Source organism: Methanosarcina baikalica (assembly GCF_031461075.1).
In the GTDB taxonomy this organism is placed as follows: domain Archaea; phylum Halobacteriota; class Methanosarcinia; order Methanosarcinales; family Methanosarcinaceae; genus Methanosarcina; species Methanosarcina baikalica.
In genome coordinates this window covers 1-16,287 of sequence record NZ_JAVKPK010000075.1, presented here as the reverse complement: position 1 = coordinate 16,287, position 16,287 = coordinate 1, and the positions used below count along the sequence as shown (strand labels likewise).

General features: G+C 38.8%; 16 protein-coding genes. 7 read left to right on the top strand and 9 right to left on the bottom strand.

Features of this window, described 5'->3' with window-relative positions; all coding sequences use genetic code 11:
- Positions 1–12: 12 nt before the first annotated feature.
- Positions 13–1,218: a nicotinate phosphoribosyltransferase gene (pncB, locus tag RG963_RS14260; RefSeq protein ID WP_310576951.1), complete on the bottom strand. Its 1,206-nt coding sequence runs from the start codon at positions 1,216–1,218 to the stop codon at positions 13–15.
- A 260-nt stretch (positions 1,219–1,478) separates the two neighbouring features.
- Here pncB and RG963_RS14255 point away from each other — a divergent pair, with 260 nt between their 5' ends.
- The 3 genes from RG963_RS14255 (at position 1,479) to RG963_RS14245 (ending at position 4,491) form a co-directional block, all read left to right on the top strand.
- Complete coding sequence (locus RG963_RS14255) at positions 1,479–2,663, top strand: trans-sulfuration enzyme family protein (RefSeq protein WP_310576950.1); 1,185 nt, start codon at positions 1,479–1,481, stop codon at positions 2,661–2,663.
- A gap of 151 nt (positions 2,664–2,814) precedes the next feature.
- Positions 2,815–3,315, top strand: a complete 501-nt coding sequence (locus RG963_RS14250; RefSeq protein WP_310576949.1) for a type 1 glutamine amidotransferase domain-containing protein — start codon at positions 2,815–2,817, stop codon at positions 3,313–3,315.
- A gap of 390 nt (positions 3,316–3,705) precedes the next feature.
- Positions 3,706–4,491, top strand: a complete 786-nt coding sequence (locus RG963_RS14245) for a hypothetical protein (protein WP_310576948.1) — start codon at positions 3,706–3,708, stop codon at positions 4,489–4,491.
- 694 nt (positions 4,492–5,185) lie between these two features.
- On the opposite strand, the gene RG963_RS14240 is transcribed toward RG963_RS14245, so the two are convergent.
- On the bottom strand, positions 5,186–5,515 hold the full coding sequence (locus RG963_RS14240; protein ID WP_310576947.1) for a hypothetical protein: 330 nt from the start codon (positions 5,513–5,515) through the stop codon (positions 5,186–5,188).
- Between the two features lie 395 nt (positions 5,516–5,910).
- Between RG963_RS14240 and RG963_RS14235 the strand changes: the two genes are divergently transcribed.
- On the top strand, positions 5,911–6,867 hold the full coding sequence (locus RG963_RS14235) for a mechanosensitive ion channel family protein (protein WP_310576946.1): 957 nt from the start codon (positions 5,911–5,913) through the stop codon (positions 6,865–6,867).
- A gap of 112 nt (positions 6,868–6,979) precedes the next feature.
- Complete coding sequence (locus RG963_RS14230) at positions 6,980–7,555, top strand: DUF421 domain-containing protein (protein WP_310576945.1); 576 nt, start codon at positions 6,980–6,982, stop codon at positions 7,553–7,555.
- 60 nt (positions 7,556–7,615) lie between these two features.
- Here the strand turns inward: RG963_RS14230 and RG963_RS14225 are convergent, their stop codons facing one another.
- The 6 genes from RG963_RS14225 to RG963_RS14200 form a co-directional block, all read right to left on the bottom strand.
- Positions 7,616–8,557: a mechanosensitive ion channel family protein gene (locus tag RG963_RS14225; RefSeq protein WP_310576944.1), complete on the bottom strand. Its 942-nt coding sequence runs from the start codon at positions 8,555–8,557 to the stop codon at positions 7,616–7,618.
- The gene (locus RG963_RS14220; RefSeq protein ID WP_310576943.1) at positions 8,558–9,619 is read right to left on the bottom strand and encodes a hypothetical protein; all 1,062 of its coding nucleotides are present in this window, start codon (positions 9,617–9,619) and stop codon (positions 8,558–8,560) included. It lies immediately after the preceding gene.
- 422 nt (positions 9,620–10,041) lie between these two features.
- A complete protein-coding gene (locus RG963_RS14215; protein WP_310576942.1) occupies positions 10,042–10,815 on the bottom strand; it encodes a DUF169 domain-containing protein in 774 nt (257 codons plus the stop codon).
- A 58-nt stretch (positions 10,816–10,873) separates the two neighbouring features.
- The gene (locus RG963_RS14210) at positions 10,874–11,548 is read right to left on the bottom strand and encodes a flavodoxin family protein (RefSeq protein WP_310576941.1); all 675 of its coding nucleotides are present in this window, start codon (positions 11,546–11,548) and stop codon (positions 10,874–10,876) included.
- Positions 11,549–11,751: 203 nt separating this feature from the next.
- Positions 11,752–12,516: a TrmB family transcriptional regulator gene (locus RG963_RS14205; protein WP_310576940.1), complete on the bottom strand. Its 765-nt coding sequence runs from the start codon at positions 12,514–12,516 to the stop codon at positions 11,752–11,754.
- Positions 12,517–12,900: 384 nt separating this feature from the next.
- Positions 12,901–13,437 (bottom strand): GNAT family N-acetyltransferase, encoded by a 537-nt coding sequence (locus RG963_RS14200; RefSeq protein ID WP_310576939.1) that lies wholly within the window; start codon positions 13,435–13,437, stop codon positions 12,901–12,903.
- Positions 13,438–14,019: 582 nt separating this feature from the next.
- On the opposite strand from RG963_RS14200, the gene RG963_RS14195 reads away from it, so the two are divergent.
- Positions 14,020–14,250, top strand: coding sequence for a hypothetical protein (locus RG963_RS14195; RefSeq protein ID WP_310576938.1), 231 nt, complete (start codon positions 14,020–14,022; stop codon positions 14,248–14,250).
- A 583-nt stretch (positions 14,251–14,833) separates the two neighbouring features.
- A complete protein-coding gene (locus tag RG963_RS14190; RefSeq protein ID WP_310576936.1) occupies positions 14,834–15,139 on the top strand; it encodes a hypothetical protein in 306 nt (101 codons plus the stop codon).
- A gap of 621 nt (positions 15,140–15,760) precedes the next feature.
- Here RG963_RS14190 and RG963_RS14185 read toward each other — a convergent pair.
- Positions 15,761–16,234 carry a GNAT family N-acetyltransferase gene (locus RG963_RS14185; RefSeq protein ID WP_310576935.1) on the bottom strand — a complete coding sequence of 158 codons (474 nt, stop codon included), beginning with the start codon at positions 16,232–16,234 and terminating at the stop codon, positions 15,761–15,763.
- Positions 16,235–16,287 lie beyond the last annotated feature (53 nt).

Genomic DNA, 16,287 nt, shown 5'->3' with positions numbered 1-16,287 from the left:
TAATTTTTTAAGTCATTCGTCCAGCCCTTTTCTTCCGAAAATGTAATTTGCAACCCTGATGGCATCTTTTTCTCCGGTCTCTTTTTCAGGGGAGTCGCTTAGTTTCACTACAAGAATGCCATTAATGCTGTGCAGTTTTATTACCATGTTAAGAGGTGGACTTCTTCGGAAGAAATCAGAATTATTGGTAAGACTTGTACCTATGCCGAAACTGCAGTTAATTTTGCCATCACAGTATTTTTTGAGCCTGATTGCGGTGTCTGCATTGAGGGCATCACTGAAAACGATTAGTTTTTTCATGGGATCTATGCCCATTTTCCTGTAATGCCCTATAACCGTGTCCACTAAATCATAAGGGTCTCCACTGTCGTGCCTGAAGCCGTCGTAAATTTTCGATAGCTTAAGGTCCATATCCTTAAAAAAGGCATCTGAGCCGAAAGTATCCGTAAGGGCAATTCCCAGGTCTCCTTTGTAGACATCTACCCAGTTTTCAAAAGCGAAACGATTTGCGTACCTTAGCCCTACAAGAGCCGAGGTACCCATAATCCATTCGTGTCCAACAGTCCCTATCGGTTTCAGACCGTATTTCTTTGCAAAATATACATTGCTTGTTCCTGTAAGAGTTTTTATCTGAATGAGGGTTTTCATTACACGGTCTTGGAGTTCGGAACTTCGTCGCCTTCGGGTTCCGAATTCCGAAAAAAGGCAGTCATTTTCCTCAAGGGCTTTTCCTATTTCAAGGATTTTTTCCCCGTAGGCGGCAAGTAAGGATTCGGATGTGCAGCCATTTTCGGAATGCCCTTTCCACTCTTTTTCAATAGTTGTGAAATAGAGTTCAGAAACCGCAGCCATAAGGACAATCTCCCAGAGAATAGTGCTGTGCCAGGGTCCTTTTATCCGGATATCCAGCCCTTTTTCTTCGGTAAGGCAGATTTTTACTTCGCCTGGATTGAAGCGGAAGTTTTTAAGGTATTCAAGGTACATGGGTCTCAGATAAGGACAATTTTCAGAAAGCCAGTAATATTCTTCTTCTGTTAACTTTAATTTTGGGATCTCTTCGCCTGTTATCCTCTCCAGCTCTTCTACAAATTCCTTAGAAAAGCGCTGAGGTCCCCGGTTGGTGAACCGGTACTCGGCTTCTGCTTTGGGAAAAAGTTCAAGCACTGCGAGTTGCATGGTGAATTTATAAAGGTCGTTATCGAGTATTGAGTTTATCACTGATGGTCTCCCTGTAACGTTTTAAATTGCTTCTTAAGCAACATTTGTTTCTTTTATCCAAACCTTTTATCTCACGTATATAGCCTGCTATAATAACCTGCTATATTTTAAAAATTTCTGACATTCAGGGATAAAGTCAAGTTTTCTTTATTAATTTCCGGAAAATCCGGATTATTTCTCTGACCTTCCCGCCAAACAAATAATTACCGGAAAAGCAAATATCTATTCCGGGGATTAATTTTGACAGGGATTTTGGGGAGATGGAAAGAGAAGTGAAATTTGCAACAAAATGCGTGCATGCCGCAGAAAAACCAGATCCGGCTTTCGGAGCGCATACGACTCCGATATTCCAGACTTCAACGTTCATTTTTGAAAACGCCGAACAGGGGGCAGCGAGGTTTGCAGGAGAGGAACCAGGATACGTGTATGCCAGGATTCCTCCCAATACCCCCACACATGCGGTTCTGGCTGAAAAATTTGCTGCACTTGAAGGAGGAGAAGCAGGGCAGACTTTTGCCTCGGGAATGGCGGCAATCACTGCAGTTGTGCTCACTACCCTGAAACAGGGAGACCACCTCATCTCAACGGATGTGGTGTACGGCTGCACCTACAGTCTCTTTTCTGAAGTTTTACCGGGGCTCGGGATAGATGTCAGTTTTGTCGATACCTCTAAAATAGAAAATATAAAAAGAGCCTTCAAACCGGAGACGAAAATGGTTTTTATCGAGACCCCTGCCAACCCTACGATGACTGTCTGCGACATCGCTGAAATTTCCGGACTAGCAAGGGAGCATGGCGTCATCTGTGTTGTAGATAATACTTTTGCAACGCCTTATTTCCAGAGACCTCTAGAACTTGGTGCGGATGTTTCCCTTAGCAGCTGCACAAAATACATAGGCGGGCACGCAGACCTGCTTGGAGGAATCGTTGCAGGAAAGAAAGATTTCATGAAATGCCTGGCTACAATTGTCGGATACACAGGAGGCATTATGGGTCCCCATGAAGCCTGGCTCTGTATAAGAGGACTTAAAACCCTGCATATCCGCATGGAAAGGCATGCGGAAAATGCCATGAAAGTTGCGGAATTCCTTGAATCCAGCCCCAGGGTAGAGTGGGTAAGGTATCCGGGGCTTCCAGGCCATCCTCAACACGAACTTGCACGCAAGCAAATGAGTGGATACAGCGGCATGCTCTCTTTTGAGGTTAGGGGTGGAGTTGAAGCCGGACGGAAACTCATGGACAATGTAAGGCTCTGCTCCCTTGCTGTAAGCCTCGGGGCTACTGATACCCTTATTCAGCATCCTGCTTCCATGACTCATGCCTGTGTCCCACTTGTAGTAAGAAAGAGAGTAGGCATCACTGATGGGCTTGTAAGGCTCTCTGTAGGGATCGAAGACCCAGAGGACATAATTGCAGATCTCAAACAAGCCCTCGAAATAATTTAAGCATACCAGATCTGGGGCAGCTTTACCTGTTTTATTTTCGGAATCAGAAAAGGTATATTTGCTGCAGGAATAATCTTTTAGCTGCAAATTTAAAACGTAAGATTAATATGCAAGATTAAAACCATAACACTAGAACCCGGGGGAATTTCATATGAAAGCGCTTGTATTCGGAGCCGATGGTTTTGAAGACCTTGAACTTTTCTATCCTTACCACCGTTTGAAAGAAGAGAGAATTACAACACATGTAGCCTCGATGAAGAAAGGACCGATTACTGGAAAACACGGGTATGAGATCGATGCTGACGTTGCCTTCAAGGATATTAACCCTGCAGATTACGACATCCTTGTAATATCCGGAGGGAAAGGTCCCGAAAAAATGAGACTTGACAGGGACGCACTTGAGATTGCAAGACACTTTTTCAACGAAAATAAGCCAGTTGCTGCAATCTGCCACGGTCCGCAGGTTCTTGTTTCGGCAGGAGTCATAAAAGGTAGGAAAGCGACCTGCTGGATAGGGATAAGGGACGACATTATAGCCGCAGGAGCACTTTACGAAGATAGTGAAGTTGTTGTAGATGGGAATTTTGTATCATCAAGAAGCCCTTCTGATCTTCACGCTTTTGGAAGGGAAATGATTAAACTATTAAAATAATTAGGAATAAGCTGTTTTTAGGAGTGTAAGGTCTTGGGGGTGTTAGACAAAATAGCCAGTACAATGAAATTTATTTTATAGATTTAAGCAAAAATGAGCTTAAAATATTTCAAGACGTTTTTAAGTAAGCTAGCTTCCATATATTATTTAATGAGCAAGTGACGTGGTATCAGTCCTGACATTTGTATAAGAGACGGCCATTGCACCTGTTTTAGTATTTGTAAAATTGTTTTTAGAAATTCTCGTTTTAAGTGGATAAAGTATACAAATAAAAAAGTTAAAATGTATTTTATACTCTGCCAGCGTCTTATGTGAAGAACTTATGTAGTTGAGCTATGAAGCCAGTAGCACAAAAAATCAAACTTAACTCCCTACTCTGGAAGCGGTACCATGAGAAATATTACTAAATATGGAATTTTTTTGGTTGGGATTATTTCTTTACTAACATTAAATGTTTCGGCGCTATCCACTCCTTCTAACGATAGTATCAAACTCGAAAACAATGGAGAGGAACCTATCAGCATTGATATGAATATAGATTTTATACCATACACCCATGAGGAGTTAAGAGACTACTCAGACACGATTGTAATAGGTACAGTTAAAGAAATACTTCCACCCAAATGGAATACCATAGACGGAAAACAACCGGATAAAGAAATTACTGACCTCAGCCACGAAAACATCATTTATACTGATATCGTTGTAAGTGTTGATGAATACCTCAAAAATCCATCATCGTCCAAAGAGGTTATTGTGAGAATTACTGGTGGAGCAATTGGAAGGGTTGGCATGTCTACGGACGCTGATCCAAGCTTCAAAATTGGTGAAAAGGTTTTGATCTATCTGAGTAAGGATGATAATCCGTATACAAAGGATTTTGGTCCTGAACATTTCATAGTTACGGATTTTCACCGGGGCAAGTATACATTAACTGATGATGGAAAAGTTATAACACCTGATGAAACTACTACTCTGGATGAGTTGCTGAGTACAATTAATCAAACCGCTAACAAGACAAACGATACAAAAATGTCAGATAATACAGGAACAGCAGGTCAGCAGGAAGGAAATTCCAATTCTACCCCTGAATCAAAAAGCGCTCCTTTCATAAGCTCTTTTTGGGCGCTTGCAGCAGTGTTTGGGACATTTATGTATGTGAAAAAGACGAAGTAATAAATTGCAAATCTTCCGCATATAATATAGTTTAGGAACCGTGGACATGGTGCCGGTCTTGACACTTGTAGAAGAGATTGTCCTCGGAATATGTAGAAAAGACTGCCTCCGCACCTGTCCTTGATTTACACCTGTACAGGAGCATGTAAGAGCGACTCGGAAATATAAAATAATAAGAAAAGAAAAAGTTTGAGCCAGTACGGTAAATCCTAAAAACTAAACCCTTAACAACGGTGTATATCTGTTATTTCAAATGAGTTTATTAGGGCTTCCATAAGCCTCGCATATTTTAGGCTGAGTCTATCCCAAAACTCAAAACTACTTATCTGAATCTCCAATTTGTATTAATCAATCAAGGTTTCAGATCATGAAAATTATTTCTGAAACTCTTAATGATTGAGAATAAAATTGGTTTTGGGATAAGCTCGCTAATAAAAATATACCTGACTATCCCTGTACTATTGGCTGCGAGGCTTAGCGTGGCTTCCAGTAATAAGTATGTAGAATAAAGGCCGATAGGATAAAAGGAGATAGAAGTGGTTGCCTTGTTAATTTTATGGTATCAGGTTTCCACGTGTATAAATGGTCAAACGGTTGGAGTCAATATAAAGGCAACCACGAACTAAAAGCCTATTAATTACATTCATTTGCAACAGTTTATATTTTTTGGAACCGCTGTTGTGGACGCTTTTTATTAGCATTCTTGTGCGAATTGTCTTATTCTGTCATGTATGGTTCCACAGCCAACAAAAAAAGGTTTTTCCGTAACTGTGATAGTAAGAATGGACTCTCCATCCCATTCAAAATCCGCAGCGATTCCATTGCCGGAAAGTTCTCCACTTTCTCCCGATGGGACATAGATGCCGTACTCCTGAAGACCTTGATTCATGCATTCAAATCTATCAGGTGTAACACCAGAATATGTTACGGATTCGCAACCGCCTCCTCCAAACTGTGCTTGTGTTAATCCAACAGAAAAAGTTAAGCATAGCACTAGCAGACAAGCTCTCGATTTGCTTTTCATTCTTAACCCCCAATATGAATTTGACTTTTCGAGTAGACAGCTTAATACAGACTGAACTACACAAAGCACAAATTAATTCAAAGCACAAATTAATTCAATGAATTTTAATATATTAATTAATAATAATCATGTGGTTTATAAGTAGTTATTCTCTATTTACAATAGGGTTTCGTACGACTGCCATAAGTTACAATGTTGCCTCCTCATACGCTATATGCTTAGTAACAGCGGAAAATTCAGTGTATAGTAGACAATACAAAGGATTCTAAAAAATCAACGAAGAAGTTTCAATTTAAATATTCTTTTAGGCCAAAGCTAGCTTAACAGAATTAAGTATCAGAGCACCTCAGTTATTGGAGCCATATTGATATATAAAAGACATTATATTTATCTACATGAGGGTAATGAGGAGACTGAACACTTTTATTCTGTTAATCTTGATACTTTTTATCGCATATATTCGATACCTAACTGATTTTTATATCTTAGAGGACCGGTCTCTACTGGATGCACTTCTCATCTCTTTAATTGTAGTTTTTCTAGCCTATATAATAAATTCAATTACCAGAAATTTTATTCTTAGAAGAATATCGACTGCCAGAGATAGATACACTCTAAGGAAAACTGCATCTATACTTATTACAGTACTTGCTCTTGCCTCCCTTTTTGCGATCTGGATTGAGAGAACTAGCACCCTGTTTATCGCCTACGGAATTCTGAGCGCCGGAGTTGCAATTGCACTTCAGGATGTTCTGAGGAATATAGCAGGAGGAATCCTCCTGGTTGTAGCTCGTCCTTTTAAAGCAGGAGATAGAATTCAGGTGGGAGATACTACAGGCGATGTGCTGGATATAGGAAGTTTCAACACTACAATTATGGAAATCAGAGAATGGGTAGATGCAGATCAGTACACTGGCAGAATTCTCAGTGTTCCGAATAGTTTTGCTCTCAACCAGACAATAAAAAATTATACCAGGGATTATTCGTTCATCTGGGATGAAATCCGCATCCTACTGATTTACGGCAGCAACTGGAAAAAAGCTAAAGAAATTGCTCTCAGAGCTGCAGGCCCAGTTGTAGGAGAGTTCGAAGACCTGGCACGGAGAGAACTCCTGCGTATGGGAAAAAGATACTTCTTTACGACCTACGATGTACGGACAAACCTTTATATGAAAATGGAGGAAAACTGGATCGAAATACGGTTAAGATATGTAGTAGAGCCCAGGAAAAGAAGAGCTATCAGCCATCTTTTAGTCTCAAATATTCTTGAAGCTCTTGAGAAAGAAGAGGATATTATGGTGGGAACTGCAGTAAGTGTCGATCTAATCAACACTTTAGAGAAGGGTCCATAAGCCATCTTTCTTTTTAACCGCTGACATACCCGAAATCACATTCGAAATAATAAAAATAGATGCAGATACTCGTAAAATATTTTATCTCAATATCTAGAGATCATAATAAGAGATGCAATTAGTTAAAACTAATATCCATAAATTCACTCGTTTTAAAGGGGAGACTATAGCTATGGGCTTGTTCTTCAATAGCTGGAATGATCTGGGAAGGGTCTTAGTACTCGGAATTCTGGGATACATCTCACTTGTACTCTTATTAAAAGTTTCCGGAAACCGCACACTTTCTAAACTTAATGCATTTGATTTTGTAATAACAATTGCACTTGGATCTACGTTTGGATCACTTCTTCTGAATAAAAGCGTTGCACTCGTAGAAGGAGTAACTGCTTTTGCAGTCCTGATAGGTCTGCAATATACAGTTGCTGGGCTAACAATAAGGTCAGATACTGTTAAAAGAATAATAAAAGATGAGCCATCCATTGTATATTACAATGGAGAATACCTTAAAGATTCTATGAAGCGTTCTAGAGTTATTGAAAGTGAAATCCAGCAGTCTGTAAGGAATCAAGGATATGCTAATCTGGAAAGTGTAGAGGCTGTTGTCCTTGAGACAGATGGCAGTTTCTCAATCATAAGTCAATCGGAGAAAGAAGGTAAAGAACTTGATATTTCCGGACTGAGAGTTTAAATAACTGGTTTACTTGAAAGCATATCCTATATTACAGATTTCAAATGAGACTAGATAAGTTTAAAATCCGGAATTTCTCTGGGAATCGATACTAGATTCGGAATCTTTTCTGGCACTTTTGTCTGACCTGATATTTCTTCGAGCATCGGATACAGATTCTTCCTCAATTGGGGGAATATTAAGAATATGGAGTTGCGGAGCCCTGATCCCATTCTTTTGGAGTTCTATCCAAGCCCTTGTGTGTACATCGGATTCAAACTCAAATTCGTCTCTTAGATCATTAACGTAAGCTTTGGCCCGCAACCTGGTGTAAAATGGCAGGGATTTGTGTAGCAGGATAACAGGGTTTTTCCTGGAGATAAAAACATATTTTGAGCTCACAACGGCTTCTCTTAAAACTCTCATTGAAGTTTTTACGTCTGACTCCAACGCGATATAGAGGTCTATTACAACCATCATTTCCGAAGCCCCATAGTTTCCACTGGCAACGGCCTCATCAAAAATAAGGCTGTTTGGAGCTGTAATAGTATTATCATCCGGTGTGACGAGTTTTGTTGCCCTTAGCCCTATATCAGTAACCTCACCATAATAGTCCCCAATGGTAATTTTGTCTCCTACATGGTAAGGTTTTTCAAATGTAATTACAACTCCTCCGACAAAGTCTGCAAAAAGGTCTTTTAGCCCAAAACCAATGCCTGCACCAATAAGTCCTGTCAAGAGAAACAGTTCTGGCCCGAATATTTTTAATATTTCCGTAAGGAAGTAATAAAAAGCAATAATATAAATTCCAAACTTTACTGCAGGAATAACCATTTTTACTTTAACCCTACTACTACGGCTCATTTTTTCCGAAACTTTTGATAGTATGGTTGCGATAATTCTACCAAGTATGTATGCGAGGAAAAAAATCAGAAGTATATTTACGATTGTTTGTGTCTCTATGGATCTGAGAGTCTCCAGAAGTTGCTCCCTGCTTGTGTCTACAGTGTTTCTATCTACCATTTACCATACCAGCCTTAGCTTTTCCAGATATGCAATCACACTCCGCAAGGCTTCAGGTCTGATGCGGAAGGAATTATCTTCACTTTTGGAAACTAGTTCCTGGTTTAGAAGCCGGAAGAGAACTTTGTCTGTTCTTAACGCAGAATCTATCATCTCGATTATTTCACTCATTTTTAGGCCTTGGTATGAGAGAATAAGGCTTAGGACAAAAGCCTCTTCGTGTTCAAGCTCTATATCGTAAGAAAAGTTGCCTATGTTATCCGGCTTTATGTGAGGATAATCTAACCCAAGTTCCCAGACTCTTAGTGCAACACCAGGGTTACCTTTTGCTTCCAGGTTAATTTTTTCGAATATCCTGTTCTCAGCGGTTTTTTCTTTTTCTTCCTCTTCTTCTTTTTCATTCAGAAGATGTTTCTTAAGATAATGAATGTTTATTCTCAAAATAGGGATTTCAATTTTCCTGCCTAGGGAGGACAGTTCAATCGGATACTCTGTTATATACATAAAGGGTTCTTTTTCTAACTCTTCACCACTATCAAATATAATTTCCCCTTCTTCATATCTTCCGAGAATAAAGGGTTTAAGATCTTCTTTTTCAAAAGGAGGAATAATGATCTGTATTGGAAAGTATTTCCCAAGATCAAAGGCCTCATTCAGGTATTTCCAGGAATAAAGGTTCCATGTAGTGACAAATATCCTGTTCTGAGAACTAACCATATCCAGAAACTCGTAAAATATCTCGAAGCCACCAGGTTTTCTCACGTAAAGAAAGTGACAGTTATCCAGAAGTACTACCCTTTTTGTGTCTTCAGGGAGGAAAATTTCCTTTTTATCCCGGACAATTTCAGAGAAAGTAAATTTTGTCGCCCTGTTTAGGTTTAGTTTCTCAATCTCATTAATTAGAGTGGTTTTTCCACTAAACAGTCCGGCTATAATGGCTACGTTGAGTTTTTTTCCAACCTCAAAGTCAGCAATTGCTACCTGGATTTCTCCTATTTCTTCCCGCAGTCCGAGAATCTCGCCGAAACCCTTTTCATCGATGTTGTTAATATGAGCCTCCACCGCATCCCCTATCTTATATTTAGTATATTATACTTAATAGGTGTCTCTATAAGATCGAAGATTGTTACTCTCAGTCTAAACTCATGTAACCATTATTCTAAATCAATGAAATTAGATGGAAAATGTGTTTGTAGCCAAAAATGAAGAGTCGGAGTCTTGAAACTCCTTCTTGAAATGCAATTACTCATTTCCTGACTTTTCTAAATTAGACTTTCCATAAAGTTTTGTGAAATAAGTTGCGGTTACTCCGTGAAGAACAATTGACATGCATATCACCAAACTAACAACTGGCCACAATTCTTCAATTCCTGTTTGTCTCATTGAGAATCGAGCATAATAGAAAGCTGCTACTCCAATAGGACCAAACCAAACCACAAAAAGGATATCCCGGTTGTTTTTTCTTTTTTGCTCTTATATGCCTTTCACTTTGATTTTACTATGATACGTTTTTCAGGGTATGCTATCTTGCTTCTTTTGCCAATAAAAGACTCTTCCAGATCAGTAGCCATCTGTTGAGCCAATAAAATCGGAATACCCATAATTATTAATTCTTGGGGTAGCCAGGGATTTCCTGTCGGATCAACAGGCCCGACATAAGCTGAGTCCTTAGGCGCATTCTCTGCCATGCCAGCGGGGAAAGCAAGCATCATGGAACAGGTAGGTCCACCAGGTATCACCGTCTTAAAGAATATTTCAGAACTGTTGAATTGTGCAAGACCGCATAAGTTCCTTATTTGTTCGCTCCCTGCAAAAAGAATAAGCGATCTGATTTTTTCAGGTGCTATGTTATCATTGCAGGGACCGACGACGGTGTATTTACCAGGTGGAATTATTTTCCCTGTACGTTTCATGCTCTCTTCAAATAATTCTGGCGACGCCTTTAAGTGCTCAGCAGCGCCTCCGCGGAAATCAGGCGTTCCCACAGTCACGAAGTACTTCAGTTTCGGATGAGATTCACTCAACCCCATCCATACAAGTCCACCTACGCAGCACTGCTCATGGGCTGCTTCAACATATATTGGAGGTGTCTCTTCAAAAAGAGCAGAAGTGTAAATTGCCTTTGCTATACAGCGGTCTACCTTGTATGATGGTACTGCTCCCTCAGGAATTTCATCCGTGCCATAGACACATAGAGGGCGTAGTTTCAACCTTCCGGCTTCTGTAAGCCTTTTCCCCAGTTCTTCAAGGTTTAGCATAATGAACCCACCAATTGACTAGCTAACATACATATTTTGAAAATTATTAAAAATATTATTATTTTAACCAGCCTTTTTCCGCCCAGTAATCACAGTTATGCGTCCAGTGATCTTTATTTGCAAGGATTACATATTTGAACTGTGCTCTCCAGGCTTCTTGTTTTGCTTTCTGTTCGGGGTACGGCCTTTTTTCTTTTATCGCTTCAACAAGATCTATGCCCATTTCTTGTGATTTTACGATAGCTGCATCCATTGCTGAAGGACCCTGTGCCATTGCATAGCCCACTCCCTCGATAGCGTTGCCTCCACAGTTGATCATAAATGTATTCATAATATTAAGAACAAAATCTACCTCATCAATGCCCGAACCCGCAGTTGTTAAGGAAAGACCATATTTCCCGTCAAAGAACTGTTCATGAGTAATAAGTGGACTTCTATCAAACAGCGTCTTGAGCTGAGCTGTCACATTCATCATATAATTAGGACTGCTCCAGATTATGCCATCTGCGTCCAATAACTTTTTAAGTACTAACTGGTAGTCGTCTTTTATTGAGCATACACCTTTATCATGACAGGAATTGCATGCAGTACAGTACTTAATTTTCAATTTTGCGATATCAATTAACTCAATGTCGGCCCCTGCTTCTTTGGCTCCAGCCAGAGCAGAATCCAATAATTTTAATGTATTACTATTTTTACGTTTTGGACTTGAGTGTATCCCGACTATTTTCATATGTATACTCCTCTCATTTTTACGAAATTGACAATAAATTACTTAATTAAGACTTTATATTCATTTTGTAACTTTTAGAGGGGTATTAGTGACTAAAATCAATATGTAATACAATATCAGCACTTACTAATAATTCAGACCGTGAAAAAAGAGTTACTAAAAATAGGGAATAAAAAAGAGTTTTGTGTTAGATAATTGCTGGTTTATTCGTTCCATATACCATTAAATATGCTTGCTTGGTAAGATGCAATTGACACATTTGGAATCCATATAGCTATCGTAGTGTCGATATCCAGAATATCGTCTTCTACCTTTGAGAATACGATTAATAGTTCTTTGTCATCTATTATTACAAACTTTGAAAATGCAGGTCCGGATATTTTTATTTTGGGTATAATCGAAGATAAGTTTTTAATTATATCCAGTTTGCCATCTTTCAGTTTTATACTCTGTCTAGATATAACACGTATATTTAGCCCTTTTTTCGTAGCATATAATAATTCTGTTTTGAGCTGCTCAATTTCATTTTCAGAGTAAAGAGCTCCCAAAAGCATTATGTCTTTTTTAGCTCTTCTTATCATATCGAGTGTTTTTGCCGTTATATTATTCATTCCTCTTAAAAGCCATACTTTCGGTATTTCATTATCAATTAATTTATCATACAGCTCTGACAATTGATTTGATACCTCATCAATTTCAGAATTGAAAGCAGCTTTTCTCTCTTCAATTATATCTTTAGGGTATTTAGCAGTATATTTTATAGGTCTCGTATGTTCGGCTGTTATCCATTTTTCGGTTTTGAGCCTTCTCAAGACATCATAGATCTTCGTTCGAGGTACTTCCGATTCAGAAGCAAGCTCGGTCGCATCGCTCGGACCCAGCGAAACAAGCGTAGCATAAACCCTTGAACCGTAATATGTTAATCCTAATTTTTGCAATGTCACTAACATTTTTTCATCGAGCAGCATATTTTATACACCAATTTAATCCAAAAATAATAGGAAAACCAAATGATTTGGAAAAATCAGATGAAACTTGATCTGTAAAAATGGGAAAGCAGTTTTTATAACTGCAGTTGATAATTTTGACAGCACTACGGACAATGTTACAGTGACGATGAACTTAACGTCTTCAGGCTGACTTAAACCGGAAAAAGCTTATTGTCCCCTATAGCCGTATTTTCAAATATAGTTCTACATCATAAAGATAAAAACATAGAATTAATATTTCCGGCGTTTAAGGTCAAATGTTTGGAGTTGAAATTAGGGCAACTACGAGCTAAAAGCTTATTAATAATATTCTAGAGCAACCATTTTATATTTTTTGGAGCCTTTTCTCGAGGCCGTCTAATCTTAATAATTGTGCTCTTCAGGTACCTTGAATTCTTCAGGTAATTCTACTACTCCGCTGGCACCTTCAAGCACGCCTTCCTTTAATTCCAGTGCCATGAATGCTTCGGCAGGCGCTCCAAAGGTATCTTTTATGCCCCATGTGCCAGCCTGTTTAAACCCGAATTTTGGATAATACTCAGGATGTCCAAAGACTATCACGGAATCATATCCCAATTGCCGGCAAACTTTAAGTCCTCCTCTTATGAGTTTACCTCCAATACCTTTTTTCTGGAACTCAGGCCGAACTGCAAGCGGGGCAAGTGAAATAGTTTCCTTTTCTTTTCCTTCCTCTGACCTGATAACTATCGGGAAAAAGAGAATATGGCCAACTATTTCTCCATTGGCTTCAGCTACCAGAGAAAGCTCCGTGACAAATTTAGGATTTTTCCTGAGGTCTTCTACAAGTTTTCCTTCAGCAGGCTGTCCGAAGGCAAGGTCATTTACTTCGGTTATTACAGGATAGTCAGAGGGAGTTTCGGGGCGGATTGTAAGAGACATTGATTTTAGTTATATCATTCTCATTTATTTATTTTCTGGCTCTGTAGAAATCTTGTAAATTAAATTTTGTACTATTTTTCACAGGAACACTTGGAAATTTAAAATATATCGGGAAAAATAGACATTTCCACAACTATCCCAGAAACCTGGCCCATACGTACTTGTTTTAATAGCGTTGTGGATCCGCCCGGGATATATTTGGTCTATTTGGTTACAAGCGATAGCCCTGGCATTTTAGATTAGCTTCTAGCTATTCAAACATAGGACGGACCGAGTTTCGACTTTTACGTCTATCCCAGAAGATTCATATAAAGATGATCAGAGCTTGCGCAGTGCATACAGCACTCTACTGGCATTGAGAATCTTATTTTTTCCTGCTTCAAAGAGCCTTCATACTACAAATGGTCATCTTTATCCCGAGCACTACAAATATCCATTTACATATTCTACAGGTATCTTTATAGATAAATTCAAAAATAGGTAGTTACTTGTATGTTACGACATATCTGTAGGATGCGGATATTGGGAAGCAAAATTGATAGCTCACCTAATAATTCATAGAAATCCAGGAGATAATTAAACATGCATACAGAACAATCATCAGAACACGCTTCAGCGTGTTGCAGCTCAGTACATGGTGCTTTAGAACTTTTAACTGAAGAGCAGAAAAAGAAAATTGCAATAATGAAGATAGATATAGAAATGCAGTGGATGGAGAAGAAAATTAAAGATATGGAAGGAGCAATTGAAGTAAAGAAGAAAATGGTAGCGAATATGCTACAGGTTCAGGAAATGATTAAGTCAAATAAATAAGTTAATCAGAAGAACAATAGAATTTGTCGTTATCCAAAATATTCTTTACTTCTGTTTAAAAGCGAAATTTACTTTTTTTAATAAATTTTATCGAATAGTTGATAATGAATTGCAGTATATCCTTTTAATGCTGCAAATATGCTATTATTTCGGACTTACGCACCTGAGATTCAAAATAAAGCGAGACAGACTGTCTTAAAATTCAAACTATTTCTACAATTGGATAATGACAACGTTAACTTTAAATTCATATCGTAAATTTTTCCGAAACTCAGGTACACATTGACCTTAAGAATAGTACTTTATCCCATAGGACTTACGCACTCGAGATATAAAATCAAGTCCCTTAATCATCATGGTTTAAATTTACATTCTAGACATTTAACGGTTTAATGCTGCCGTTTATCATTTCAAATACGTAAGTCTTATCCCCATTGTAGAATTAAATTTAATTTTAAGACAGGCTCTAAGAAAAAAACTCTTCATCAAAAGTGACCTCGATAGGGACTACTTCGATAGGACAGAAGTCGAAAAGCTTTACTATGGATGAGATTATCCTCAGAGCTTATGGAGAAGATAAAGAATGTCAGTAGGATACTTAACTTATCGCCCAGGCGATATGATTCCAGTCAACAAGGAACTGCTAAATAAATTTGAGACACACAGAGATAATCGATCTCAAGCTCATACGATTCGGGATATATTATGTGCGGCATTGGGCGTGCAACTGAGCAAGATAGATCTCAGTTACGGTCACGTTCGAAAAATAAATACAAGGATAGAAATGGCACTCGAAAAGGAAAGAAGTAAACGCGGTATATCTAAAAGAGAAATGGTTAGGCAGCTTGTCAGTGAACAGTTGGATGAAATAAATGGGGCAAGAGGTTAAATTCTGAGTATTTTTAATTTTTTCTGGTTTGGTTTAATTTTCGGTTGGGGACAAGTAATTGAAAACCAGAAGTATAAGAATGTCTTTAGATTTTTCCAAACACGGGTGATGTGCTCGTTTTTTCACATTTAATGTATCCTCTTCAAATTCGATGGAGGACTTTCCAACTAGAAAAATATGCAAAAATTTTGGCATACCGTTTGGAAGTTGAGTGTGTCTCTTGAGCATGTTTTTTAGACTTGGTTAAATTCTTAAATTTTCAGCAAATATGTAAAATTTACTTTTACCCATATTCTCCAGAAGTAGCTTTATGTTTAACCTGCTGTTCTCCTGGATTACTTTTAATATGGACAGCTTGCTTTTGGGTAACTTTGTTTAACTTTTCTATCTGCTCATCCTCTTTGTGCAGCTGATCCTTCGACAGGCAAGCCCCCGGCGCCCCTTAAAAACCTCTCTTTATCCCAAGCGATAGCCCTGGCCATTGTACGTGGCTTTTAGGTATACGCACGTAGAAAGGCTCGGGATAGACATGTCAATAGCTACGCTTGTTAGCCTTTTATATGCGGATTCGAAAAAAGGTCTATTATTGGCCTATTCTATATCTGTATCGAGTTTTGATTCCTACATGCCTTCTATTATCTTTTCCAGGTATATCAGTTCAACCTGGTCGCCCAGTGACTCTCGCCTAAAATCCTGGTATCCCAATTTATGATAGAGGTAAAGATTTTTTACACTTTGCGACCCAGTGAACAGTTCAAACCTGGATACTGCCCTATAAATTATCTCAATCTCTGTCACTAAGCGAGTACCTATTCCCCTGCTCTGCCATTTTGGGTGAACAACCAGCTTACCTATATAGCAAGTATTTTCCATAATGCGAGCCCGTACAGATCCTACAATTAAGTGCTCGCTGATAGCTTTGAGGAACATATGGGTTTTGAACTCATCTTGGATCTCTTCAATGGTCTGAAGCAGAGGGGGTATGTTCCAGTCGTTATAAATACGAGCTTCGCTCTGGTATGCCAGCTTCTGAAGGACTAAGATCTCGGTTGCGTTATCAGGCGTGGCCCGAAAAATGTTGACCTGTTCTGCCATGTTTCTCATTCACCTACTTGTGAAGTTAACGATATTCCATTTGTCATCGGTTA